The 24,432-nt window shown below is 72.4% G+C and carries 18 protein-coding genes; 2 read left to right on the forward strand and 16 right to left on the reverse strand.

What is annotated here, in order from left to right:
• Positions 1–154 precede the first annotated feature (154 nt).
• Positions 155–970, forward strand: coding sequence for an SAM-dependent methyltransferase (locus HW837_RS13415; RefSeq protein ID WP_193382311.1), 816 nt, complete (start codon positions 155–157; stop codon positions 968–970).
• Here the strand turns inward: HW837_RS13415 and HW837_RS13420 are convergent.
• The 10 genes from HW837_RS13420 to HW837_RS13465 all read right to left on the reverse strand — a co-directional run bounded on the left by HW837_RS13420 (position 888) and on the right by HW837_RS13465 (position 13,742).
• Positions 888–2,741 carry an ABC transporter permease subunit gene (locus HW837_RS13420; RefSeq protein WP_193382312.1) on the reverse strand — a complete coding sequence of 618 codons (1,854 nt, stop codon included), beginning with the start codon at positions 2,739–2,741 and terminating at the stop codon, positions 888–890. The two genes, HW837_RS13415 and HW837_RS13420, sit on opposite strands and share 83 nt — an antisense overlap.
• A gap of 7 nt (positions 2,742–2,748) precedes the next feature.
• The gene (locus HW837_RS13425) at positions 2,749–4,272 is read right to left on the reverse strand and encodes an ABC transporter substrate-binding protein (protein ID WP_045561268.1); all 1,524 of its coding nucleotides are present in this window, start codon (positions 4,270–4,272) and stop codon (positions 2,749–2,751) included.
• Positions 4,273–4,451: 179 nt separating this feature from the next.
• Complete coding sequence (mshA, locus tag HW837_RS13430) at positions 4,452–5,783, reverse strand: D-inositol-3-phosphate glycosyltransferase (RefSeq protein ID WP_193379667.1); 1,332 nt, start codon at positions 5,781–5,783, stop codon at positions 4,452–4,454.
• Positions 5,780–6,715, reverse strand: a complete 936-nt coding sequence (fdhD, locus tag HW837_RS13435) for a formate dehydrogenase accessory sulfurtransferase FdhD (RefSeq protein WP_193382313.1) — start codon at positions 6,713–6,715, stop codon at positions 5,780–5,782. Before fdhD ends, mshA begins: the two co-directional genes overlap by 4 nt.
• A gap of 51 nt (positions 6,716–6,766) precedes the next feature.
• Positions 6,767–8,149 (reverse strand): L-serine ammonia-lyase, encoded by a 1,383-nt coding sequence (locus HW837_RS13440; protein WP_193379666.1) that lies wholly within the window; start codon positions 8,147–8,149, stop codon positions 6,767–6,769.
• 67 nt (positions 8,150–8,216) lie between these two features.
• Positions 8,217–9,476: a serine hydroxymethyltransferase gene (gene glyA, locus HW837_RS13445; RefSeq protein ID WP_193379665.1), complete on the reverse strand. Its 1,260-nt coding sequence runs from the start codon at positions 9,474–9,476 to the stop codon at positions 8,217–8,219.
• A gap of 90 nt (positions 9,477–9,566) precedes the next feature.
• On the reverse strand, positions 9,567–10,748 hold the full coding sequence (locus tag HW837_RS13450; RefSeq protein WP_193379664.1) for an NAD(P)/FAD-dependent oxidoreductase: 1,182 nt from the start codon (positions 10,746–10,748) through the stop codon (positions 9,567–9,569).
• A gap of 104 nt (positions 10,749–10,852) precedes the next feature.
• On the reverse strand, positions 10,853–11,986 hold the full coding sequence (locus tag HW837_RS13455) for an aromatic ring-hydroxylating oxygenase subunit alpha (RefSeq protein ID WP_193379663.1): 1,134 nt from the start codon (positions 11,984–11,986) through the stop codon (positions 10,853–10,855).
• Between the two features lie 41 nt (positions 11,987–12,027).
• Positions 12,028–12,660: an MBL fold metallo-hydrolase gene (locus HW837_RS13460; RefSeq protein WP_093792909.1), complete on the reverse strand. Its 633-nt coding sequence runs from the start codon at positions 12,658–12,660 to the stop codon at positions 12,028–12,030.
• Positions 12,657–13,742: an S-(hydroxymethyl)mycothiol dehydrogenase gene (locus HW837_RS13465; RefSeq protein WP_045561275.1), complete on the reverse strand. Its 1,086-nt coding sequence runs from the start codon at positions 13,740–13,742 to the stop codon at positions 12,657–12,659. The genes HW837_RS13460 and HW837_RS13465 overlap by 4 nt, the downstream gene beginning before the upstream one ends.
• A gap of 271 nt (positions 13,743–14,013) precedes the next feature.
• On the opposite strand from HW837_RS13465, the gene HW837_RS13470 reads away from it, so the two are divergent.
• A complete protein-coding gene (locus HW837_RS13470; protein ID WP_045561276.1) occupies positions 14,014–14,811 on the forward strand; it encodes an IclR family transcriptional regulator in 798 nt (265 codons plus the stop codon).
• A gap of 15 nt (positions 14,812–14,826) precedes the next feature.
• Here the strand turns inward: HW837_RS13470 and folP are convergent, their stop codons facing one another.
• From folP to HW837_RS13500, 6 genes are read right to left on the reverse strand one after another with little or no spacing between them, the layout of a single operon-like run.
• Positions 14,827–15,750, reverse strand: a complete 924-nt coding sequence (folP, locus tag HW837_RS13475) for a dihydropteroate synthase (RefSeq protein WP_443033200.1) — start codon at positions 15,748–15,750, stop codon at positions 14,827–14,829.
• A gap of 59 nt (positions 15,751–15,809) precedes the next feature.
• Positions 15,810–16,412 carry a sarcosine oxidase subunit gamma gene (locus tag HW837_RS13480; RefSeq protein WP_093792915.1) on the reverse strand — a complete coding sequence of 201 codons (603 nt, stop codon included), beginning with the start codon at positions 16,410–16,412 and terminating at the stop codon, positions 15,810–15,812.
• Positions 16,405–19,641 carry a sarcosine oxidase subunit alpha family protein gene (locus HW837_RS13485; RefSeq protein WP_045561278.1) on the reverse strand — a complete coding sequence of 1,079 codons (3,237 nt, stop codon included), beginning with the start codon at positions 19,639–19,641 and terminating at the stop codon, positions 16,405–16,407. Before HW837_RS13485 ends, HW837_RS13480 begins: the two co-directional genes overlap by 8 nt.
• Positions 19,642–19,653: 12 nt before the next feature.
• Positions 19,654–20,886 carry a sarcosine oxidase subunit beta family protein gene (locus tag HW837_RS13490; RefSeq protein WP_045561279.1) on the reverse strand — a complete coding sequence of 411 codons (1,233 nt, stop codon included), beginning with the start codon at positions 20,884–20,886 and terminating at the stop codon, positions 19,654–19,656.
• 58 nt (positions 20,887–20,944) lie between these two features.
• Entirely contained in the window at positions 20,945–21,805 is an 861-nt protein-coding gene (locus tag HW837_RS13495; protein WP_045561280.1) for a bifunctional methylenetetrahydrofolate dehydrogenase/methenyltetrahydrofolate cyclohydrolase, read from the reverse strand.
• Between the two features lie 36 nt (positions 21,806–21,841).
• The gene (locus tag HW837_RS13500; RefSeq protein WP_193379662.1) at positions 21,842–24,280 is read right to left on the reverse strand and encodes a GcvT family protein; all 2,439 of its coding nucleotides are present in this window, start codon (positions 24,278–24,280) and stop codon (positions 21,842–21,844) included.
• Positions 24,281–24,432 lie beyond the last annotated feature (152 nt).

The raw sequence follows: 24,432 nt of genomic DNA on the forward strand, positions 1-24,432 counted from the left end.
GGGCCCGATCATCGTTGCCGGAAAATACATCGGATGTCTAGGGGTGTGCGCGAACACCGGGGGAAGATCGGCGGCACAATGACGCCATGTCACGCCACACGGGCCCCAACTGCCCACCGACATCGCATCCTTGGGCGTGCCAGGAGAGGACCATGTGAGCGAGAACGAGGCCGCCGGCCCCGCATCCGGAATCCCCGACACCACCACGGCGCACAACGCCCGCGTCTGGAACCACTGGCAGGGCGGCACGGACAACTACGAGGTCGACCGTCAGGTCGGGGATCACGTCGCCGGTCTGATCCCCGTCATCCGGGACATCGCCTCCGCCGACCGGCGGTTCCTCGTCCGCGCGGTGCGCCATCTGGCCGAGGAGCGGGGGATGCGCCAGTTCCTCGACATCGGCACCGGGCTGCCCGCGCTGGAGAACACCCACGAGATCGCCCAGCGCGTCGCGCCCTCGTCGAGGATCGTGTACGTCGACAACGACCCGGTCGTGCTCTCGTACGCCCGCACCCGGCTGACCAGCACCGACGAGGGCGTCGCGGCCTACATCGACGCCGACGCCCATGACCCGGACACGATCCTGCGCAGCGCCCGAGAGACCCTCGACCTCGGCGAGCCCGTCGCGCTGATGCTGCTCGGCATCCTCAACTTCGTCCTCGACGACAGCGAGGCCCGCGCCATCGCCAGACGGCTCCTCGAACCGCTCGCCCCCGGCAGCTTCCTCGTGCTGACGCACCCCACCACCGAGCCCGCACTCGGCGGCGAACTCCAGCTGGAGGCGATGGAGTTCTGGAACACGCACGCCGAGCCGCCGGTCACCGCGCGCGGCGCCGCGGAGATCGCCCGCTACTTCGACGGGCTCACCCTCCTGGACCCGGGCCTCGTCAGCTGTTCGCTGTGGCGTCCCGACCCCGGTGACGAGCCCACCGCCGTACCGCAGTTGGGGGCGGTGGCGCGGAAGCCGTGACCCCGGCCGCGCCCCGGGGCCTGCCGCGGCTCCAGGTCGTGGTGGAGATGGCGAGGACCGAGAGGAGGACGAGGGCGGCGGACGGGCCCAGGACGGTCCAGGGGGCCAGTTCCGCGTAGGGCTGGTTCTCCGAGAGGAGGCGGCCCCACTCGGGCGTGGGCGGCTGTTCGCCCAGACCGAGGAAGCCGAGGGAGGCGAGGACGAGGACCGTGGTGGGCAGGCGGAGCAGGGCGTTGCGCACCAGGGCGGGCACGACCGCGGGCAGCAGGTGGTGACGGAGCAGGTAGGAGGGACCCGCGCCGAAGGAGATCGACGCGAGGAGGTGGCCGCTGGCCCGTTCCTGTTCCAGCAGGGCGGCGGTCTGGGCGGCGTACGGCGTCCAGGCCACCACGCACACCGCGCACGCGGCGCCCAGGACCGACGGGCCGGTCACGGCGGTGGTGAGCAGTCCGGCGAGGACGGCCGGCATCGTCGAGACCACTTCGGTCAGGCCCGCCCCCAGTTGGGCGGTCGAGCCGATCACCAGTCCGACGACGGCGCTGACCACCGTGACCGCGAGCGCCACACCGACCGTACGCAGGGCTCCGTGACCGAGCCGGGCCAGCAGGTCGCGGCCGAGCGAGTCGGTGCCGAGAGGGTGCGCGAGGGACGGGGGCAGCAGCCTCGCCGTCGTCTCGACGTGCGACGGGTCCCGCAGGAGGCCGGCCACGACCACGGCGAGGAGGGTCGTGGCACAGAGTCCGACGACCCAGGGCAGCGATCGTGATCGGGGGAGCCGGGGCGGGTGCAGGGCGGGCAGGGCACCGTCCCGCAGGGCGGGACCGAGCAGGGCGTGCCGCAGGACCTGGATCAGGAGGCCGGCGCAGACGCCGAGCAGCACCAGGGTCAGGGTCGCCGTCTGGAGCGGCGGCATGTCCTGGGCCGTGGCCGCGTCCAGTGAGAGACGGCCGAGCCCGGGGATGTTGAAGATCTTCTCGACCGCGACCGCGCCGCCGACCAGGGCGACGACGGTCGGCAGGAGTTGCGGGAGGACCCCGGCGAGGGCGCTGCGCAGTGCCGTGCGCGCGATGCGGCCGTTCGCGAGGCCGTGGGCGCGCCAGGTGCGTGCCCAGGGTTCGTTGAAGGCGGCGGGCAGGGCCTGGTCGAGCAGCCCTCCGATCATGGCGCCGGAGGGGATGCCGAGGGCGAGAGCGGGCAGCACCATCGACCGCGGCCCCTCCCAGCCCTGGGAGGGGAACCAGCCGAGCCACACCCCGAAGACCGTCGCGAGCAGCGAGGCCAGCAGGAACTTGGGCAGTGCGGCCGGCACGGCGGCCGCGGTGCCCGCCGGCTTCTGTCGCAGCCTTCGACGGGATCCGAGGTAGAGGGTGCGGGCGCAGACCGTCGCGGCCACCGCGATCGTGACCGCCAGCGCGCCGAGCATGAGCGTGACGGAGACCGCGAGGGCCGTCGTCACCTGGGGCAGTACCGGTTCGCCCGACACCCAGGAGGTGCCCGCGTCGCCGTGCGCCAGTCCGTTCAGCCAGTGCCCGAGATGGGCCGACGGCCCCTCGTCCAGACCCAGTCGCTCGCGTACGGCGGACAGCTGGGACGGGGTCGGGTCCTGGTCGGCGGCGCGGGCGCGCAGCACGGTCAGGGCGGGGTCGACGCCGGACAGCCACGGCAGGAAGGCCACGGCCGTCAGGAGGGCCGTTCCGGCGGCGAGGCGGCCGGCGCCCGCCCGCCATCGGGTGGGCGGGCCGTGGGCGCCGGCCGTCGACGTGCTGCTCATCGGCGGCTTACTTCAGCCGGGTGTCGACGTCGACCAGCGAGCGCTCGCGGGGGTCGAGGAGGACGCCCTCGACGTCGTCGGAGATGCCCTGGACGACCTTCTCGTGGACCAGGGGCACGACGGCGTCGGTGCGCAGGATCTCCGCCTCGGCCCGCATGACCTTCTTCTGCCGCTCGGCCGTGTCGCCCTCCCCGGCGGCGGACTCGACGGCCCGGTCGACCGCGGCGTCCTTCAGGCCGGCGATGTTGTAGACGCCGGAACCGGTGTAGTCGCTGGCGAGGTAGGCGACCGCGTCGCCGGTGTCGAGGAGCGTGACCCGGGAGAAGACGAGGGCGTCGTACTCGCCCGCGAGGAGGTCTGCCTCCATCTGGGTGTACTCGCGCACGTCCTGCTTCACCGTGAACCCGGCCTTCTCCAGCTGCTGTTGGAGGACGGTGGCGGCCTCGGGGAGTTCGGCGCGGTTGGTGTACGTGGCCAGGCGCAGGGTCCTGCCCTTCGTCTCGGCCTTCACCTGTGCGGTGGTCGCGGCCTTCGCCCGGCCGGTCACCTCGACCCGCCGGTCGGCGGCCCAGGGGACGGCCGGTCCGAACAGGCCCTGCGCGGGGTCGGCGTAGCCGCCGAAGACGGAGTCGACGAGGACTTGGCCGTCCACCGCCTCACGGGCGGCGGCGCGCAGGCCGGCGTCGGTGAAGAGGCCGCTGCCGGTGTTGAGGACGAGGCTGTCGGTGCGCACGGAGGGCACTTCGTGACGGGTGCTCTCGTCGAGGAGCTTGGCCTGGGCGGTGGGGATCCACTCGGCTATGTCGACGTCGCCGCCGCGCAGGGCGTTGGCGCGGGCGGTGCCGTCGGCGATCCAGGTGACATCGATGCCGGACGCCTTGGCCTTGCCGCCCCAGTACCCGTCGTAGCGGCTGAGCGCGGCCTTCGTCTTTCCGGTGAGCCGGGTGATCTCGAAGGGGCCGGTGCCGGTGCCCACGGGGCTGACGGTGCCGTCGTCGGCGTACGCCTTCTCGGCGAGGATGCCGAGGGCGGGGCTGGCGAGCCGCAGCGGGAGGACGGGGTCGGCGGACTTGGTGGTGACGGTGACGGTGTCGGCGTCGTCGGCCTCGGCGGTGAGCGACATGTCGCTCAGTACGCGCGGCTTGGTCTCGGCCCCGTTCGCGTGGTCGAGGGCGTTCACCACCGACTCGGCGGTGACGTCGGTGCCGTCCTGGAACGTGGCCTCGCGCAGCTCGAAGACCCAGGTCGTGGCGTTCTTCCGGGTCCAGGACTTCGCCAGGGCGGGTGCTGCGGCGCCGTCCTCGTCCAGGGCGGTGAGACCTTCGGCGACGGAGAGCTTGCTGAGCACGGTGGCGTCGTTGCTGTACGGCGACAGGGCCTGGACCGGCGGCACGGCGAGGGCCACCCGCAGACGGCCCGCGCCTCCGGGCCCGTCGCTCGCGCCGGCCCCCTCCTCGCCTGCGGCGAAGCAACCGGCCAGCAGCGGGGTGAGGGTGAGGGCTGCCAGGAGGCGGCGGGGGGTGGTGCGCATGGTGGTCCTGTCTTGCGGAGGGCGGAACGATCACAATATAAGGCAAGCCTTACCAACCCATGGCTGCGGGGTGGGTGAACGTCGGCGGGTAGCTTCCGGCGCACGCCGAGGTGCCGGTGAGTGTGCCGCCCCGATGCCTCTTCCGAGCCCTGTGCCGAGCGGGTGCTCTCGGGTCCCCGTCAGCGGCCGGGACGTGCCGCGGTGGCCCGGGCGTGGTGGTGAGCCGCGGGGCGTGTGCCACGGCGTTCGCGGAGGGCGGAGGTGTACACCTCGGCCGTCGCCGCGGCGGACGAGGCCCAGCCGAAGGAGCGGGCGTGGCGGACGGCCGCCTCGTTCATGCGGGCCGCGCGGGCGGGGTCGTCGGCGAAGCCGGAGAGCGCCCGCGCGTAGTCGGCGGGGTCGTGACCGGGTACGAGCACTCCGCTCGCCCCGTCGCGTACGGCCACCGGCAGGCCGCCGACCCGGGCGGCGATCACCGGGGTGCCGCAGGCCTGGGCCTCGACGGCCACCAGGCCGAAGGACTCGCTGTGGGAGGGCATGACGAGGACGGACGCGGCCCGGTACCAGTCGGCGAGCCGGTCCTGGTCGACCGGCGGCCGGAACAGCACCACGTCCGCGATCCCGAGCCGGGCCGCGAGCTTCTGCAGCGCTTCCGGTTCGGTCAGTCCGCTGCCGCTCGGCCCGCCCACCACGGGCACCACCAACCGCTCGCGCAGCCGGGGCCGTTGCGTCAGCAGCCGGGCCACCGCCCGCAGCAGGACGTCGGGCGCCTTCAGTGGCTGGATGCGGCCCACGAACAGCGGGATCAGCGCGTGTTCGGGCAGCCCGAGACGGGCGCGGGCCGCCCCGCGCCCGGCCGCGATGCCACGGGCGTCGGGCCGGAAGCGGTCCAGGTCGACCCCGGGATGGACGACGGCCACCCGGCCGCTGTCGGCGTCGTAGTGGCGCAGCAGTTCGTCGGCCTCCTCGCGGGTGTTGGCCACCAGCCGGTCGGCGGCCCGTACGATCTCGGTCTCGCCCAGCACCCGGGCGGCGGGTTCGGGGGTGTCGCCCTCGGCGAGGGAGGCGTTCTTGACCCGGGCCATGGTGTGCATGGTGTGGACGAGGGGGACGCCCCACGCTTCGGCGGCGAGCCGACCCACGTGGCCGGAGAGCCAGTAGTGGGAGTGCACCAGGTCGTAGTGGCCGGCGGGATGTCCGGCCCAGGCGCGTGTGAGGCCGTGCGCGAAGGCACACAGGTGGGCGGGCAGGTTCTCCTTGGCCAGTCCCTCGTAGGGGCCGGCGGTCACGTGCCGGACCAGGACGCCGGGGGCGAGTGCGACGGCGGGCGGGAGCGCGGCGGAGGTGGCCCGGGTGAAGATCTCCACCTCGATGCCGAGGGCGGCGAGGCGTCTGGCGAGCTCGACGACGTAGACGTTCATCCCGCCCGCGTCGCCGGTGCCCGGCTGGTGCAGCGGTGATGTGTGGACGCTGACCATGGCGATGCGGCGCGGCCCGTCGCGCCCGGTCATGCGTCGGCTCCGGCCGCGACCCGCGCACCGGCTTCGCCCCCGGCGCCCGCCTCGGCCTCGGCACCGGCCCCCACTTCTGCCCCGGACCCGGTGTCGCCGCCGGCCCCCAGGTCGAGGCGGTGTTCGCCCGCGTACACGTTCATGGAGCCGCCGCGCAGGAAGCCGACGAGGGTGAGTCCGGTCTCCGTGGCCAGGTCCACCGCGAGGGAGGACGGCGCGGAGACGGACGCCAGTACGGGGATGCCCGCCATGACGGCCTTCTGCGCGAGTTCGAAGGACGCGCGTCCGGAGACCAGCAGGACGGTCCGGGACAGCGGCAGCCCGCCGGACCGGAGGGCGCGGCCGACGAGTTTGTCGACGGCGTTGTGCCGGCCGACGTCCTCCCGCAGGTCCAGCAGTTCACCCTCGGGCGAGAACAGCCCGGCGGCGTGCAGTCCGCCGGTCCGGTCGAACACCCGTTGCGCGGCCCGCAGCCGGTCGGGCAGGAGGGCCAGCAGGCCGGGGGTGAGCCGGACCGGGGGCGTGTCGGCGATCGGCCAGGCCGCGGTGGTCCGTACGGCGTCGAGGCTGGCCTTCCCGCACAGGCCGCAGGACGACGTCGTGTAGACGTTGCGCTCCAGCGTGATGTCGGGCAGCGGCACGCCGGGGGCGAGTCGGACGTCGACGACGTTGTAGGTGTTGCGGCCGTCCTGGGTGGCGCCCGCGCAGTACACGATGTTCGCCACGTCCGAGGCCCGGCTGACGACGCCCTCGCTCACCAGGAACCCCGCGGCGAGGGCGAAGTCGTCACCGGGCGTGCGCATGGTGACGGCGAGAGGTCTGCCGCCCAGGCGGATCTCCATCGGCTCCTCCGCCACCAGCGTGTCGGGGCGGGTGCTCGCCTCCCCGTCGCGGATCCGCAGCACGCGCCGTCGTTCGGTGACCCGTCCCATGGCCTCACTCCCAGTTCTGCCGTCGAGGCCGCAGCCGGTGCCCTACGGGGCTCAGCACTCGATGACGTTGACGGCGAGGCCGCCGCGGGCGGTCTCCTTGTACTTGACCTTCATGTCGGCGCCCGTCTCCTTCATGGTCTTGATGACCTTGTCGAGGGAGACGTGGTGCCGGCCGTCGCCGCGCAGCGCCATGCGGGCGGCGGTGACCGCCTTCACCGCGGCCATGCCGTTGCGTTCGATGCAGGGGATCTGGACGAGGCCGCCGACGGGGTCGCAGGTGAGGCCGAGGTTGTGTTCCATGCCGATCTCGGCGGCGTTCTCGACCTGTTCGGGGCTGCCGCCGAGGACTTCGGCGAGTCCGCCGGCGGCCATGGAGCAGGCGGAGCCGACCTCGCCCTGGCAGCCGACCTCGGCGCCGGAGATGGAGGCGTTCTCCTTGAAGAGCAGTCCGATCGCGCCGGCCGCGAGCAGGAAGCGCACGATGCCGTCGTCGTCGGCGCCCGGCACGAACTCCAGGAAGTAGTGGAGGACGGCGGGGATGATGCCGGCCGCGCCGTTGGTCGGCGCGGTGACGACGCGGCCCCCGGCGGCGTTCTCCTCGTTCACGGCCATCGCGTAGAGCGTGATCCACTCCATGGCACGGGCCAGCGGGTCGCCCTCGCTGCGCAGGGCGCGCGCGGCCGCGGCTGCCCGGCGACGGACCTTCAGGCCGCCGGGGAGGATGCCCTCACGGCCGAGGCCGCGGGCGATACAGGCCTCCATGACGTGCCAGATCTCCAGCAGGCCCGTGCGTATCTCCTCCTCGGTGCGCCAGGCCTTCTCGTTCTCCAGCATCAGCGCGGAGATCGACAGGCCGGTCTCCCGGGTGAGCCGCAGCAGTTCGTCGCCGGTGCTGAACGGGTGGGGCAGCACGGTGTCGTCGAGCTTGATCCGGTCCGCGCCGGCGGCTTCCTCGTCGACCACGAAACCGCCGCCGACGGAGTAGTACGTCTTCTGCAGCAGCGGTGCCCCGTCGGCGTCGTGGGCGGAGAGGATCATGCCGTTGGCGTGGTACGGCAGTGAGCGCCTGCGGTGCAGGACCAGGTCGTTCGCGGTGTCGAAACCGATCTCGTGGGCGGGGCCGATCTCGGCGCCGAGGAGGTGGATGCGTCCGGTGGCGCGGATCCGCTCGACGTCCAGGTCGGCCCGGGCGACGTCGACGGTGTGCGGCTCGTTGCCCTCCAGGCCGAGCAGGACCGCCTTGGGGGTGCCATGGCCGTGGCCGGTGGCACCGAGGGAACCGAACAACTCCGCCCGCACGGTTGCGGTCTGGGCCAGCGCTCCGTCCTGCTTCAGCCGCCTGACGAACATCCCGGCGGCGCGCATCGGGCCCACGGTGTGCGAACTGGACGGGCCGATGCCGATGGAGAACAGGTCGAAGACGCTGATTGCCACGCCACGCTCCGTGGGTCTGGAGAGGGCGTGCCGCCGGTGACGGCACGCCCGCTAGGGAGGTTGTCGGTTACAGGCCGGGGTACAGGGGGTGTTTGTCGGCGAGGACCTTGACCCGGGCCTTGAGCGCCTCCGCGTCGTAGGACGGCTTGAGGGTCTCGGCGATGACGTCGGCGACCTCGGTGAAGTCCTCGGCGGTGAAGCCGCGGGTGGCCAGGGCGGGGGTGCCGATGCGCAGGCCTGAGGTGACCATCGGCGGGCGCGGGTCGTTGGGGACGGCGTTGCGGTTGACGGTGATGCCGACCTCGTGGAGGCGGTCCTCGGCCTGCTGTCCGTCCAGTTCGGAGTGGCGCAGGTCGACGAGGATGAGGTGGACGTCGGTGCCGCCGGAGAGCACGTCGACGCCGGCCTCGCGGGCGTCCGGGGCCGTCAGCCGCTCGGCGAGGATCTTCGCGCCCTCGACGGTGCGCCGCTGACGCTCCTTGAACTCCTCCGACGCCGCGATCTTGAAGGACACCGCCTTGGCCGCGATGACGTGCTCCAGCGGACCGCCCTGGAAGCCCGGGAAGACGGACGAGTTCAGCTTCTTGGCGAACTCCTTCTTCGCCAGGATGATGCCGCCGCGCGGTCCGCCGAGGGTCTTGTGGGTGGTGGAGGTGACCACGTCGGCGTAGGGCACCGGGTTGGGGTGCAGCCCGGCCGCGACCAGACCGGCGAAGTGCGCCATGTCCACCCACAGATGGGCGCCGACCTCGTCGGCGATCCGGCGGAACTCCGCGAAGTCCAGCTGCCGCGGGTACGCCGACCAGCCCGCGATGATCACCTTCGGGCTGTGCTCCTTGGCGAGGCGCTCCAGCTCCGCCATGTCGACCAGACCGGTCGCGGTGTCCACGTGGTAGGCGACGACCTCGAACTGCTTGCCCGAGAAGTTCAGCCGCATCCCGTGGGTGAGGTGGCCGCCGTGCGCCAGGTCCAGACCCAGGATCGTGTCGCCGGGCTGGGCCAGCGCGAACAGCGCGGCCTGGTTGGCGGAAGCCCCGGAGTGCGGCTGGACATTGGCGTACTCGGCGCCGAAGAGGTCCTTCACCCGGTCGATGGCCACCTGTTCGGCGACGTCGACGTGCTCGCAGCCGCCGTAGTAGCGGCGGCCCGGGTAGCCCTCGGCGTACTTGTTGGTGAGGACCGAGCCCTGCGCCTCCAGGACCGCGACGGGAGCGAAGTTCTCCGAGGCGATCATCTCCAGGGTGGACTGCTGGCGGTTCAGTTCGGCGTCGACGGCGGCGGCGACCTCGGGGTCGAGATCGTGCAGGGACTGGTTGAACAGGGTCATCAGCGGTCTCCTGTGCGGGTTCCGGAGGAAGGAGCGGGGACGGGACGCTCACGAGACGGTGCCCCGGGACGACGCCCGCGAGCGGGGCGCTCAGGACAGGGCGACCGCGGCGACGGGGACGAGTGTGCGGCGGAGCCGGTTGAAGAACTTCGGCTGGTTGAGGGAGAGCACGGCCACGGCGTCGCCCCCGTATCGGTAGACGGCCGTGAAGGTACGGCTGTCGATGTCGCCCTCGACGACCTCGGGCACGGCGCCCGGGGCGACGTACCCGGCGAGCTGGATGCGGGTGCGGTACTGGTCGGACCAGAAGTACGGGGCGGTGAGCGGGGCGGGCGCGGGCACGCCGGTCAGCAGGGTGCGGGCGGCGGTCTTCGCCTGCTCGGTGGCGTTGCTCCAGTGTTCGACGCGCGCGTGCCGTCCGGTGAACGGGTGGGGGCAGCGGGCCACGTCGCCGACGGCGACGACGTCGGGGACGGTGGTCGCGCATCCCGGGTCGCACACCACGCCGTCGTCCACCAGCACTCCGGAGCCGGCGAGCCAGTCGGTGTTGGGCCGGACGCCCACGCCGACCACGACGACGTCGGCGGGCAGCACCCGGCCGTCCGCCAGCCGTACCCCGGTGACGCGGTCCTCGCCGAGGAGTTCGGCGACGCCGGTGCCGCACAGCAGGTCGACGCCGTGATCGGTGTGCAGGGAGGAGCAGACCAGGCCCATCTCGCGGCCGAGTTGGCGCTCCAGCGGCACCTCGGCCGCCTCGACGACGGTGACGTGCAGCCCGAGCCGATGGGCCGTGGAGGCCACCTCGGCGCCGATGAAGCCGGCGCCGATGACGACGAGCCTGGGCAGGCCGGTCAGCAGCTCGGACCGCAGGGCGAGGGCGTCGTCGAGGGTGCGCAGGGTGTGGACGCCGGCCAGCCCGTCGGAGCCGGGGAGGCTGCGCGGGCTCGCTCCGGTGGCCACGACCACGCCGTGGGTGCGCACCTGCCGGCCCCCGGTCAGGGTGATGGTCCGGGCGGCGGGGTCGAGACGCACCGCCCGTTCGCCGAGCAGCCAGTGGACGTCCAGGGCGTCGTACTCGTCGGGGTCGCCGAGGGCGAGCGCGTCGGCGTCGACCTCGCCCTTGAGGAAGTCCTTGGACAGCGGCGGACGGTCGTAGGGAGCGTGCCGTTCCTCCCCCACGACGACGATCTCGCCGTCGTACCCCTCTGCGCGCAGCGCGCGGACCGTGCTCAGGCCGGCCAGCGACGCTCCGACGACGGTGATGCTCCTCATGCGGGCTCCAGACGAGAGGATGTCTCACATGGCACAACGACAGGCGTTATGCGCAACATGGTTTCGGTGGAATTCGGGGGTGTCAAGGGGGTGGGGACGGTGGGTCAGTGCGCGGGTCCGACGTCGAGCTTGTTCTGGAGCCAGGTGTGGAACTCGCCGATGTGGTGCTCGCTGGGCACCAGCACACCGCCCTTGGCGTACGCCTTCGAGCTCATCGCCGGCTGGGTGCGCTCGCAGGCGTCGAAGTCCTGCTGGTTGACCCGGTGGAAGAGCTCCACCGAACGCTCCACGTCCTTGCCGCTCTCGACGACGTGCGGCAGATACAGCCAGTCGCACTCCACGATCGTGCGGTCGGCCGCCATCGGGTACATGCGGTGGAAGATCACATGGTCGGGGACGAGGTTGATGAACACCTGGGGCCGGACGGTGATCGCGTAGTAGCGACGGTCCTGGTCCTCGGCGACGCCGGGGATACGGTCCAGCCCCTCGGAACCGTCGACGGTGAAGCCCTGCACCTCATCGCCGAACTCCGCGCCATGGCCCACGTAGTACTGGGCGGCGTACCCGTCCGCGAACTCCGGCAGCACCTCGGTCAGTTCGGGATGGATCGTGGCACAGTGGTAGCACTCCATGAAGTTCTCGATGATGAGCTTCCAGTTCGCCTTCACGTCGTACGTGATCCGGCGGCCCACGGAGAGGTTGTCGATGTCGTACCGCTCGATCGACTCCAGGTCGCCCAGCCGCTCGACCACCGCGCCCAGCACGTCGGCCTCGAAGGACGGCGGCTCGTCGGCCAGGCACACCCACACATAGCCGAGCCACTGCCGCACATGGACGTTGACCAGGCCGTACTCGGTCCGGTCGATGTCCGGCATCGAGGTCAGGTTCGGCGCGGCGATCAGCTTGCCGTCCAGGCCGTACGTCCAGGCGTGGTACGGACACTGGAAGGCCCGCTTGACCTCGCCCGACTCCTCCAGGCAGAGCTTGGCCCCGCGGTGCCGGCAGATGTTGAGGAAGGCCTTGACCGAGCCGTCCCGGGCGCGGGAGACGAGGACGCTCTCGCGGCCGACCTGGTAGGTGCGGAAGGCGCCGGGCTTGGCCAGTTCGGAGGCGCGGGCCACACAGAACCACATGGCCTCGAAGACCCGCTCCTGCTCCTGGGCGAAGACTCCGGGGTCCGTGTAGTACTCGCCGGACAGCGTGGGGATCAGGCTGGGCGGCAGATTCGTGAGGGTCATCGAGTCACCTTCGGAAGAATCGGGAAGCGGTGGCGGGCGGTTCAGTGGCCGCGGGTGATCCAGTCGTCGAGGTGGGGCGCCTCGGCCCCGATCGTGGTGGTGTCGCCGTGCCCGGTGTGGACGGTGGTGTCGGCGGGCAGCGTCAGCAGCCGGTCCCGGATGGAGGCGACGATGGTGCCGAAGTCCGAGAAGGAGCGGCCCGTGGCCCCGGGGCCGCCCTGGAAGAGGGTGTCGCCGGAGAAGAGGGCGTTCAGCGCGGGGGCGTGGAGGCAGACCGCGCCGGGCGAGTGGCCGGGGGTGTGCAGCACCGTCAGCTCCACGCCGGCGACGTGCAGGGTCTCGCCCGCGGACAGTTCACGGAAGTCGGGCGCCTCCTCGCCGTGCGCCATCTTCCACAGGACGGTGTCGGCGGGGTGGAGCAGGATGGGCGCGCCGTGGCGGGCGGCCAGGGCCGGGGCGGCGTTGACGTGGTCGTTGTGGGCGTGGGTGCACACGATGGCCACCAGGCGGCGGTCGCCGACGGCGGCCGAGATGACGTCCGCGTCATGGGCGGCGTCGACGACGAGGACCTCCTCGTCGTCGCCGATCAGCCAGACGTTGTTGTCGACGTCCCAGGTGCCGCCGTCCAGGGCGAAGGTGCCGGAGGTGACGAGGCGCTCGACGCGGGCGGTCACAGGACCACCACCGAACGCAGGACGTCGCCGTGGTGCATCTTGGCGAACGCGGCCTCGACGTCGTCCAGGCCGATGGTCTCGGTGACGAACTCGCCCAGGTCGAACCGGCCCTGGAGGTAGAGGTCGATCAGGGCGGGGAAGTCGCGGGAGGGCAGGCAGTCGCCGTACCAGGAGGACTTCAGGGCGCCGCCGCGGCCGAAGACGTCGAGGAGGGGCAGTTCGAGCTTCAGCTCGGGCGTGGGGACGCCCACCAGGACGGCGGTGCCGGCCAGGTCGCGGGCGTAGAAGGCCTGCTTGAAGGTCTCCGGGCGGCCGACGGCGTCCACGACTACGTCGGCTCCGAAGCCGCCGGTGAGTTCGCGGATCGCCTCGACGGCGTCGGTCCTCGATGAGTCGACGGTGTCGGTGGCACCGAACCGCTCGGCCCACTTCAGCTTCCGCTCGTCGACGTCGACGGCGATGATGCGGCCCGCGCCGGCGACCTTGGCGCCCGCGATCGCGGCCATGCCCACGCCGCCGCAGCCGATCACCGCGATGGAGTCACCGCGTCCCACGCCCCCGGTGTTGACCGCGGCGCCGAACCCGGCCATCACACCGCAGCCGAGGAGCCCGGCGGCGGCCGGCGAGGCCAGGGAGTCCACCTTGGTGCACTGTCCGGCGGCGACCAGGGTCTTCTCGGCGAAGGCGCCGATGCCGAGGGCCGGGGAGAGCGGGGTGCCGTCGGCCAGGGTCATGGGCTGGACGGCGTTGTGCGTGGCGAAGCAGTACCAGGGCCTGCCTCTGCGACAGGCACGGCAGGTGCCGCAGACGGCGCGCCAGTTGAGGATGACGAAGTCGCCGGGGGCGACGTCGGTGACGCCCTCGCCGACCGACTCCACCACGCCCGCCGCCTCGTGGCCGAGCAGGAAGGGGAACTCGTCGTTGATCCCGCCCTCCCGGTAGTGCAGGTCGGTGTGGCAGACACCGCAGGCCTGCACCCGCACCAGCGCCTCACCGGGGCCGGGGTCCGGCACCAGGACGGTCTCCACCGAGACCGGGGCGCCCTTCTTGCGGGCGACGACGGCGCGTACCTCGTGTGTCACGGTCGATCTCCTCGTCGAGGAAGGAAGGGGAGGGGAGAGGAAGGAGGGGGGACTTCACCGGGCCCGGACGGAGACCGTGGCCGAGCCGCCGGTCGTTGCGTTCCATATAGCGCAACCATCTTCGCTATGAGCAACGACGACCAAACTGTCTCCTCGCGGACACCCACTGTCAAGAGGTTGGCCGCGCCGACTTGTCCGCACCGTCCGGCGCCCCTCTTCCCCGGACGGAAGGGCCCGTGCGAACATGGGGACGACTGCTTATAGTTCCGCCATGAGCAACTACGCGGCAGAGGGCGCAACAGCAGGTCCCGCGGTGAACGGAGTGCAGTCCGTCGACCGTGCCGTCAGCGTGCTGGAGATCCTCGCCCGGCGCGGCGAGGCCGGTGTCAGCGAGGTCGCCGCCGAGATCGACGTCCACAAGTCGACCGCCTTCCGGCTCCTCGGGGCGCTGGAGGCACGCGGACTGGTCGAGCAGACGGCCGAGCGCGGCAAGTACCGGCTCGGCTTCGGCATCGTGCGGCTCGCAGGCGCCGTCACCGGCCGGCTCGACATCACGCAGCAGGGCCGGCAGGTCTGCGAGCGGCTCAGCGAGGAGATCGGCGAGACCGTCAACATCGCCGTGCTCCAGGAGCACTACGCGGTCAACCTCCACCAGGTGCGCGGCCCGGGCGCGGTCGGCACCCACAACTGGGTCGGCCAGCTCACCCCCGTGCACGCCACGTCCAGCGGCAAGATCCTGCTGGCCCACCTCCCGGAGCGGGAGCGGGACGAGGTGCTGGAGGCGTCCGGGCTGCGCAGGCTGACGCCGCACACGCTGACGGCCAGGACGAAGCTGGAGAAGGCCCTCACCGAGGCGCGCGAACTCGGCTACGCGGTCACGCTGGAGGAGCTGGAGATCGGACTGCACGCCATGGCGGCCCCGATCCGCTCCCGCGAGGGCGAGGTCATCGCCGCGCTCAGCGCCTCCGGCCCGGCCTACCGCTTCACGGAGGAACGCATCCGTGAGCTCGTGCCCGTACTGACGCGCGGCGCCGAGGAGATCAGCCGCAGGATGGGCCATCCGGGCTGACCGCCCGCGCGGCGCTCACCCCAGCGGCGACCGCACCGCCACCGCCGTCTCGGCGCCCCAACGGGCCGTCACCCGTACCGCGTCCAGCGTCGAGGCGACATCGTGCACCCGCAGGCACCAGGCGCCCTGCGCGGCGGCGAGCACGGACACGGCGGCGGTCGCGGCGTCGCGCTCCCGCGCCGGGCGTGGCTGCCCCGTCGTCGGGTCGGCCAGCAGCCGCCCCAGGAACGCCTTGCGGGACGCGCCCACCAGGACGGGACGGCCCAGCGCGCGGACCTCCCCGAGCCGGCCCAGCAACTCCCAGTTGTGTTCGGCCTCCTTGGCGAAGCCCAGGCCGGGGTCGACGATCAGCGCACCCGGCGGGACACCCGCCTCCAGGGCCGCGTCGATCCTCAGCCGCAGCTCGTGGAGCACCTCGCCGACGACATCGCCGTAGACGGCGTTCGCCTGCATGCCGGCCGAGTGCCCCCGCCAGTGCATCAGCACGTACGGCACCCCCGCCCGGGCCATCAGGGGCAGCATCGCGGGGTCGGCGAGGCCCCCCGACACGTCGTTGACCAGCCGTGCGCCCGCGTCCAGCGCACGGGCGGCGACCTCGGCCCGCATGGTGTCGACGCTCACGACGGCGCCCGCCGCCGTGAGGTCACGGACGACGGGCAGCACCCGCCGCAGTTCCTCCTCGACGGGTGGACGCGGCGCGCCGGGGCGGGTCGACTCGCCGCCGACGTCCACGATGTCCGCGCCCTGCTCCAGCAGGGCGCGGCCATGTGCCACGGCCGCGTCGGCGGCGAACGACAGCCCGCCGTCGGAGAACGAGTCCGGCGTGACGTTCACGACGCCCATCACCAGCGTGCGTCCGGGCCTCGGCAGTCCGGGCGGGTGCACGTCCGGCGTGCCCGGGTGCGACGAGGTGATGGGGGCGTGGGCCGTGAGGGTCACCGGTGTCCGACTTTCGACGCGCTGACAGGGACTGGCATGTCTCGGACGTACTCCGTCTCTCAGACGTACTCCGTCGCCGCGTCGAGCAGCCAGTCGGCCAGATAGCCGGCGAACGACGAACGGACCAGGACCCAGAAGCCGGCGCTGGGCTCCTCGCGCGCGACCAGGACGACCTGGGCGCGGGCCAGGGTGGTCTGGGCGCAGCGCCCGGGACCGAAGGCCCTCGGGTGCAGGTCCAGCGCGCAGCCGTGGGCCAGCAGATCGCGGGCGGCGGCGCCCGCGACGAGGACCGTGGTGCGCTGCGCGGAGACGTCGGTGACGGAGATGTGCTCCTCTCCGGCGGCCTCCCGGATCCGGCTCTCCAGCTCGCGCTCGCCGCCCGGCGGCCCCACGAGCAGCCACTCGTCGGGCCCGAGCCACAGCGCGGTCAACTCCCCCGCGCGGGCGACGGTGTCGGCCTCCAACGGCAGTTGGAGGCCGAGGGCGAGGCCGACGGCGTCGGCCGCCGCGCCCTTGGCGTCGAGGCGTACGTCGAGCTGGGTGAGGAAGGGCAGTTCGGCCAGCCGGAGCGCGCCGCCGGAGGCACGGGTGGCGGCGGCCAGCCGGTCGGCGGCCCCGGCGAGCGGGCTGCGGGGCCGGGAGGTCAGGGCGGTGTCAGCCATCGCGGCGGGCTCCCTCGGGGTCGTAGAGGACGGGGCTCGCGACGGTCACGGGGACCAGCCGGTCTCCCACGGGGGCGTACAGCCGCTCGCCGATGCGGTCCCGGCCGCCCTTGACCAGGGCGAGCGCGAAGGTCCGGCCGAGGGCGGCACTGCGGTAGCTGGAGGTGACGTGACCGAGCATCGGGACGGGCGGGGCCGGCAGCACGCTGTCGGCGACCAGGTGGGTGCCCTCGGGGAGGAAGTCGCCCGGGTCCTCGGGCAGCAGGCCCACCAGGTGCTTGCGGTCGGGCCGGACGGTGTCGGGGCGGGTGTAGGACCGCTTGCCGACGAAGTCCGACTTCTTCTTGGAGACCACCCAGCTCATCCCGAGGTCCTGCGGGGTGACGGTGCCGTCGGTGTCCTGCCCGATGATCGGGTAGCCCTTCTCGGCGCGCAGGACGTGCATGGTCTCCGTGCCGTACGGGGTGATGCCGTACGGGGCGCCGGCCTCGTACAGGGCCTCCCAGAGGGTCAGGGCCTCCCACGGCGAGACGTTGATCTCGTAGGCGAGTTCACCGGAGAAGCTGATCCGGCAGACCCGGGCCTCGATGCCCGCGACGGTGGTCTCGCGCCAGGCCATGAACGGGAAGTCCTCGTTGGCGACGGCGAGCCCGGGGGCGAGGGAGCCGATGACCTCACGGGACTTCGGGCCGACGAGCGCGACCGTGGCCCACTGTTCGGTCACGGAGGTGCAGTGGACCTTCAGCTCGGGCCACTCCGTCTGGAGCCACTCCTCCATCCAGTCGAGCACGGTGGCGGCGTTGCCGGTCGTCGTCGTGACCAGGAAGCGGTCGCGGTCGACCCGGATGACCGTGCCGTCGTCGAAGACCATGCCGTCCGGGCGACACATGACGCCGTAGCGGATCATGCCGACCTTCAGGGTGCTCATCATGTTGGTGTAGAGCAGGTCGAGGAAGACACCGGCGTCCGGGCCCTGGACGTCGATCTTGCCGAGGGTGGAGGCGTCCATGAAGCCCACGCCCTCACGGGTGGCGGCGCACTCGCGCAGCACGGCGGCCTCCATGTCCTCGCCGTCCTGGGGGTAGTACCAGGGGCGCTTCCACTGGCCGACGTTCTCGAACAGCGCGCCGTGCCCGACGTGCCACTCGTGCAGGGCGGTCGTTCGCACCGGGTCGCTGAGCACGCCCCGGTCGCGGCCCGCGAGGGCGGCGAAGGAGACCGGGGTGTACGGCGGGCGGAAGGTGGTCGTACCGAGGGAGGAGACGTCCACGCCGAGGAGTTCGGCGACGACACCGCTGGCCAGCACCCCGGAGGTCTTGCCCTGGTCGTTGGCGGTGCCCGCGGTGGTGTACCGCTTGGTGTGCTCCACGGAGCGCATCCCGGCGCCGGTCGCGCGGGCCAGGTCGGCCACCGTGACGTCGCGCTGGAGGTCGACGAACCGGGGGGCGTCCGAGTCGCCCGGGACGACGTACACGTGCATCGGCGGTGTACCGGCAGGCTGTGGGGCGACGGCGGGGAGGCGGGGCGCCTCGGCCGAGTACCCCTCGGCCTCGATCGCGCGGGCACCGGCGGCGGCACCCTGGGCGAGGGAGCCCGCGGTGTCGAAGAGGCCGCTCGCGGCGCCCACGACCTCGACCGCCTGACGGCAGGTGTCGGGCACGAAGGAGCCCAGCGCCTCGTCGTGGCGGAGCCTGCCGCCGGCCTGGCTGAACAGGTGTGCCACCGGGTTCCAGCCGCCGGAGACCAGCAGCAGGTCGGCGGCGAACTCCCGCCGCCCGGCGGACTCGCCGTACGGGGCGACGCTGACGGCCGTGAGGCGGGGCTCGCCCTCGGTGCCGGTGACGGCGTGCCCGGCCAGGACCTCGATGCCGGCGGCCGTGGCGCGCTCGGCCCACTGCCCCGGTTCGGGGCGGGTGTCGACGATCGCCGCGATGTCCACGCCCGCCGAGGCGAGGTCCAGGGCCGCCGCGTAGGCGCTGTCGTTGGTGGTGAGGACGACCGCGCGGCGGCCGGGCAGGGCGCCGTGGCGGTTGACGTGGGTGCGGGCCGAGGAGGCCAGCATCACGCCGGGGCGGTCGTTGTCCGCGAATGCCAGGGAGCGTTCGTGGGCGCCGGTCGCGAGGACGACGCGGCGGGCGCGGATGCGCCAGACGCGTTCCCGGGAGACGTCGTCCGGGGCCGCGCCGCCGAGGTGGTTGGTGCGGCGCTCGACGGCGAGGAGGTGGTTGTCGTCGTAGTAGCCGAAGACGGTGGTGCGGCGCAGGACCCGGACCTCGGGGGCGGCGTCGAGCAGGCCGGCGGTCTCCCCCACCCAGTCGAGGTGTTCGGCGGTGCCGAGGAGGCTGCCGCCGGGTTCCGGCTGGTCGTCGGCGAGGATGACCCGGGCGCCGCTGTTCGCCGCCGCGGCCGCCGCCGCGAGACCGGCCGGGCCCGCGCCCACGACCAGCAGGTCGCAGTGGGCGTGCACGGCGTCGTAACGGGCGGGGTCGGGCTCCGTGGCGAGGCGGCCCTGGCCGGGGAGGCTGGTCGCGACCAGGCCGTCGTACAGCTCGACGGTCGTCGCGGGGAGCATCGGCTCGGGGAAGGGTTCCTCGATCTGGATGATCGCGTTGGGCTCTTCGACGCCGGCGGAGAAGATGCCCCGGGGGCGGCCGAGCTTGATGCTGGTGCCGGCCTCGACGACGCCGTTGGCGAGGAGGGCGGAGGCGAGGGTGTCGCCTCGGTGGCCCTGGTACTCGACGCCGTCGAAGGTGAACGTGAGGGTCGTGTCCCGGTCGACGCGGCCCCGGGTGGGGTGGCGGAAGGGCTGGGTCGTCTCGCCCCCGCCGCCCCTTCCCGTCCCGTCCCTGGGGGCTGCGCCCCCAGACCCCCCTTCGGCCTGAACGGCCTCGTCCTCAAACGCCGGACGGGCTGGTGGTGCCGGACGTGGCTGGGACGTGACCGGCATCGGCTCCGGCGTCGCCGGGCGTTCCTCGCCCGAGCGGTACACGGACAGGATCTCGTTCGTGGAGGTGTCGCGGACCGCGTTGAACCAGCGGCGGCAGCCCGCCGCGTGGCTCCAGCGTTCGGCGAAGGGGCCCTTGGTGTTGTCGCGGAAGAAGAGGTAGCGGGCCCACTCCTCGTCCGACAGGGCGGAAGGGGTCTCGGGGTAGGCCACGTGGGCCTGGCCGCCGTAGTGGAACTCGGCCTCGTCGCGGGGCCCGCACCACGGGCAGGTGATGAGCAGCATGTGTGGGGCTCCCTAGTGGGCCACCGCGGCCGCGCCGTGCTCGTCGACGAGCGCGCCGGTGGTGAAACGGTCGAGCGAGAAGGGGGCGTTGAGGGCGTGCGGGGTGTCGTGGGCGATGGTGTGGGCGTAGACCCAGCCGACGCCCGGGGTGGCCTTGAAGCCGCCCGTCCCCCAGCCGCAGTTGAGATAGAGGTTGTCGACGGGACTGAGCCCGACGATCGGCGAGGCGTCGGGACTGACGTCGACGATGCCGCCCCAGGTGCGCAGGACGTGCGCGCGGGCGAAGACCGGGAAGAGCTCCAGGGCCGCGGCCATCTGCTCCTCGATGATGTGGAAGGCGCCGCGCTGGGTGTACGAGTTGTACGCGTCGATGCCCGCGCCCATCACCAGCTCGCCCTTGTGCGCCTGGCTGACGTACACATGGACGGCGTTGGACATCACGACCGTGGGGTGCACCGGCTCCAGCAGTTCGGAGACCAGGGCCTGCAACGGGTGGCTCTGGACCGGGAGTTGGATGCCCGCCATCGCGGCGAGGACCGAGGTGTGGCCCGCCGAGCAGAGCGCGACCTTGCCGGCCGCGATGCGGCCCCGTGTCGTACGGACGCCGACGACCCGGTTGTCGATCACGTCGAGGCCGGTGACCTCGCAGTTCTGGATGATGTCGATGCCGGCGGCGTCGGCGGAGCGGGCCAGGCCCCAGGCCACGTGGTCGTGCTTGGCGATGCCCGCGCGCGGCTGGTAGGTCGCGCCGAGCACCGGGTAGCGCACGTCCGGCGAGATGTTGACGATCGGACAGACGTCCTTGACGCCGTCGGCGTCGAGCCACTCCGCGTCCACGCCGTTGAGACGGTTGGCCTCCACGCGGCGCACGCTGTCGCGGACGTCCTGGAGGCTGTGCGCGAGGTTCAGCACACCGCGCTGGGAGAAGAGGATCGGGTAGTCGAGCTCCTCCTCCAGGCCCTCCCAGAGCTTGAGGGCGTGCTCGTAGATGCCGGCGCTCTCGTCCCACAGGTAGTTCGAGCGGATGATCGTGGTGTTGCGGGCCATGTTGCCGCCGCCGAGCCAGCCCTTCTCCAGCACGGCGACATTGGTGATGCCGTGGTTCCTGGCCAGGTAGTGGGCGGTGGCCAGGCCGTGTCCGCCGCCGCCGACGATCACCACGTCGTACGACTTCTTCGGCTCGGGGTCGCGCCACAGCCAGTCGGGGTGCTCGGGGAGGTCGGCGCCGGGGGTGCGGGGGCTCATCGGACGTCTCCGTCTTCTGAAAGGTGCGGATGCTGCGGGTACGGGGGGACGTGCGCGTTCATACGGCGGTGGCGTTCCTCTCGGCGGCCTCGACGACGTTGGCCAGCAACATCGCGCGGGTCATGGGGCCCACCCCGCCGGGCATCGGCGCGATCCAGCCGGCGACCTGGGCGGCGTCCGGGTGGATGTCGCCGACCAGGCCCTGGTCGGTGCGGGTGATGCCGACGTCCAGGACGGCCGCGCCGGAGCGCAGCATGTCCTTGGTGATCAGCCCGGGTGAGCCGGCCGCCGCGATGACGATGTCCGCCTCGCGGGTGTGCCAGGCCAGGCCCTTGGTGCCGGTGTGGCACAGGGTGACGGTGGCGTTCTCGGAGCGGCGGGTGAGCAGCAGGCCGATGGGCCGGCCGACGGTGATGCCCCGGCCGACCACGCAGACCCGGGCGCCGGCGAGCGGTACGTCGTGGCGGCGCAGGAGTTCGACGATGCCGCGCGGGGTGCACGGCAGCGGGGCGTCGACGCCGAGGGTGAGCCGGCCGAGGTTGACGGGGTGCAGTCCGTCGGCGTCCTTGGCCGGGTCCATGCGTTCCAGTACGGCGTTGGCGTCGAGGTGGCGCGGCAGCGGGAGCTGGACGATGTAGCCGGTGCAGGCGGGGTCGGCGTTCAGTTCGTCGATGACGTCCTCGACCTGCTGCTGGGTGGCGTCGGCGGGCAGGTCTCGGCGGATGGAGGCGATGCCGACCTGGGCGCAGTCGCGGTGCTTGCCGGCGACGTAGGCGTGGCTGCCGGGGTCCTCGCCGACGAGGACGGTGCCGAGGCCGGGCGGGCGGCCGCCGGTGGCGGTCAACTTGGCCACGCGCTCCGTGAGTTCGCGGCGGATGTCGGCGGCGGCCGCCTTGCCGTCGAGCAACTGTGCGTTCACCGGCGGTGTTCCTTCCCTCGGATGTGTGGCTGGGGGTCAGCCACGGAGGCGGGACATGGTGGGGTCGAACAGGGGCTCCTCGGTGACGACCGCCGGTACGCGCTCGTCGAAGTAGCCGATGTGCAGCGCGGTCCCGGGTTCCGTGAGTTCCGTCGGGAGCCAGGCGTAGGCGATGCCCTTGCCGATGGTGTAGCCGTAGGCGGCGCTGGTGACGTAGCCGACGGGGCGGTCGCCGTCGAGGACCGGTTCCTTGCCCATGACGACCGAGCGGGGGTCGTCGACGACGAGGCAGGTCAGCTTGCGCCGGACGTTCTCCTTGCGGCGCAGCAGCGCGTCCTTGCCGATGAAGTCGTCCTTGTCGAGCTTGACGGCGAAGCCGACGCCGGCCTCGTAGGGGTCGTGCTCGTAGGTCATGTCGGTGCCGAAGGAGCGGTAGCCCTTCTCCAGGCGGAGGCTGTTGAAGGCGCCGCGGCCGGCGATGACGCCGCCGAGGGGCCTGGCCGCCTCCCAGAGGGTGTCCCAGAGCTTCTGGCCCTGGTCGGCGGTGGTGTAGAGCTCCCAGCCGAGTTCGCCGACGTAGCTCAGGCGCATGGCGGTGACGGGCACCGAGCCGATGTAGGCCTGCTTGGCGCGGAAGTACTTCAGGCCGTCGCCGGAGAAGTCGGCGTCGGTGAGGGGCTGGAGGACCTTGCGGGCCAGGGGGCCCCACAGGCCGATGCAGCAGGTGCCGGGGGTGATGTCGCGGACCTGGACCGTGCCGTCCGCGGGGAGGTGGCGGGTGATCCAGTCCAGGTCGAGGTTGCCGTTGGCGCCGATCTGGAAGGTGTCGCGGGCGAGGCGGGCGACGGTGACGTCGCTGCGGATGCCGCCGTCGTGGTCGAGGAAGAGGGTGTAGGTGACCGAGCCGACGGACTTGGCGACCTTGCCGGTGCACAGGCGCTCCAGGAGGTCGGCGGCGCCGGGGCCGCTCACCTCCAGGCGCTTGAGGGCCGTCATGTCGTACATCGCGACGGTCTCGCGGGTGGCCTGGGCCTCGGCTCCGACGATCGGCGACCAGAACTGCGCGGCCCAGTCGCCCGGGGTGGGGATGGAGCGGCCCTCGACGAGGCCGGCGTTGGCCTCGTACCACTGGGGGCGCTCCCAGCCGTTCGCCTCCAGGAAGAAGGCGCCGTGCTCCTTCTGGCGGGCGTGGAAGGGGCTGGTGCGGATCGGGCGCGGGTCCCCGGAGGGCTGGAGGGGGTGGAGGATGTCGTAGACCTCGACGAAGTTCTGGCAGTCGCGGGCCAGGACGTACTCCGGGGCGAGCTGGTGCGGCTCGAAGCGGTTGACGTCGCACTCGTGGAGGTCGAAGGAGGAGCAGTGGCCGTCGACCAGCCATTCGGCCATGGCGCGGCCGACTCCGGCGGAGTGGGTGACCCAGACGGCCTCGGCGACCCAGAAGCCCTTGACGTCCGGGGACTCGCCGAGCAGCGGGAAGTTGTCGGTGGTGAAGGAGAACAGGCCGTTGATGCCCTCCTCGATGTCCGCCTCCTTGGTGGAGGGGAGCAGCGACTGGGTCTCGGTCCAGGCGTCGGCGAAGTCGTCCTCGGTGAACTTCATGACCGACGGCATGTCGTTCGCCTCGTCCACGGAGAGGATCTCGTCGGCGGTGATGGGCATCGGGCGGTGGCCGTAGTAGCCGATGCCGATGCCGTCGAAGCGGTCGCGGTAGTAGAGGTCGGCGTCCTGGTGGCGCAGGATCGGCCGGATCGCCTCCTCGGTCTGACCGGCGAGGGCCGGGATGGGGCCGGTCCAGGCGAGCTGGTGGGCGAGCGGGGTCAGCGGGAGGTTCATGCCGGCCATGCGGGCGATCTTCGGGCCCCAGATGCCGGCGCAGCACACGACGATGTCGGCCGGGATCTCGCCCTGGTCGGTGAGGACGCCGGTGACCTCGCCGTCGGCCTTCAGGACGTCGAGGACCTCGTGGCGGGCCAGGAACGTCACGCCTCGCTCGGTGGCCCGGCGGATCTGCGCCTCGACGGCGAGGACGGCCTTGGCGAGGCCGTCGGTGGGGACCAGGAGGCCGCCGAGGACCTTGTCGCGGTCGACGAGCGGGTGCCGCTCGACGCACTCGTCGGCGTCGAGGAGGCGGGACTCGATGCCCCAGGCGGTGATCCAGCCGTGCCTGCGGCGCAGTTCGGTCAGGCGCTCGGGGGTGGTGGCGATCTCGAGGCCGCCGACCTGGAGGAAGCAGGGCTTGCCGTCCACGTCGAGGGAACAGAACTTCTCGACGGTGTACCGGGCCAGCTCGGTCATCGTCTTGGACGAGTTCGTCTGGAAGACCAGGCCCGGGGCGTGTGAGGTGGAGCCCCCGGTGGCGGGCAGCGGGCCCTGGTCGACCACGGTCACCTCGGTCCAGCCTCGCGCGGAGATCTCGTCCGCGAGAGCCGCTCCCACGACTCCCGCTCCGATGATGACCACTCGGGGTCCCGCCATCGCCGCACCTCCGCCTTGTTGACCGGTCGAGCCGATCGAGTTGCTGTTTACGCAACGCGATTCAGGTTGCGCAACTCAATGTGCCTTCCGCACAGGTGGGTGTCAAGGGTCCCGGGACCTCGGAAAACAGGCCGGTGAACGGGCCTGGACAC

Origin of the sequence: Streptomyces caniscabiei (assembly GCF_014930365.1) — a bacterium.
GTDB lineage: Bacteria > Actinomycetota > Actinomycetes > Streptomycetales > Streptomycetaceae > Streptomyces > Streptomyces caniscabiei.

Excerpts from the sequence above, each read along its gene's own strand:
- HW837_RS13490 (WP_045561279.1), bottom strand. The coding sequence starts at position 20,886 with ATGAGCCCCCGCACCCCCGGCGCCGACCTCCCCGAGCACCCCGACTGG.
- HW837_RS13420 (WP_193382312.1), bottom strand. The coding sequence starts at position 2,741 with ATGAGCAGCACGTCGACGGCCGGCGCCCACGGCCCGCCCACCCGATGG.
- glyA (WP_193379665.1), bottom strand. The coding sequence starts at position 9,476 with ATGACCCTGTTCAACCAGTCCCTGCACGATCTCGACCCCGAGGTCGCC.
- HW837_RS13455 (WP_193379663.1), bottom strand. The coding sequence starts at position 11,986 with ATGACCCTCACGAATCTGCCGCCCAGCCTGATCCCCACGCTGTCCGGC.
- mshA (WP_193379667.1), bottom strand. The coding sequence starts at position 5,783 with ATGACCGGGCGCGACGGGCCGCGCCGCATCGCCATGGTCAGCGTCCAC.
- HW837_RS13425 (WP_045561268.1), bottom strand. The coding sequence starts at position 4,272 with ATGCGCACCACCCCCCGCCGCCTCCTGGCAGCCCTCACCCTCACCCCG.
- fdhD (WP_193382313.1), bottom strand. The coding sequence starts at position 6,715 with ATGGGACGGGTCACCGAACGACGGCGCGTGCTGCGGATCCGCGACGGG.
- HW837_RS13470 (WP_045561276.1), top strand. The coding sequence starts at position 14,014 with ATGAGCAACTACGCGGCAGAGGGCGCAACAGCAGGTCCCGCGGTGAAC.
- HW837_RS13450 (WP_193379664.1), bottom strand. The coding sequence starts at position 10,748 with ATGAGGAGCATCACCGTCGTCGGAGCGTCGCTGGCCGGCCTGAGCACG.
- HW837_RS13500 (WP_193379662.1), bottom strand. The coding sequence starts at position 24,280 with ATGGCGGGACCCCGAGTGGTCATCATCGGAGCGGGAGTCGTGGGAGCG.
- HW837_RS13480 (WP_093792915.1), bottom strand. The coding sequence starts at position 16,412 with ATGGCTGACACCGCCCTGACCTCCCGGCCCCGCAGCCCGCTCGCCGGG.
- HW837_RS13485 (WP_045561278.1), bottom strand. The coding sequence starts at position 19,641 with ATGCTGCTCATCACCTGCCCGTGGTGCGGGCCCCGCGACGAGGCCGAG.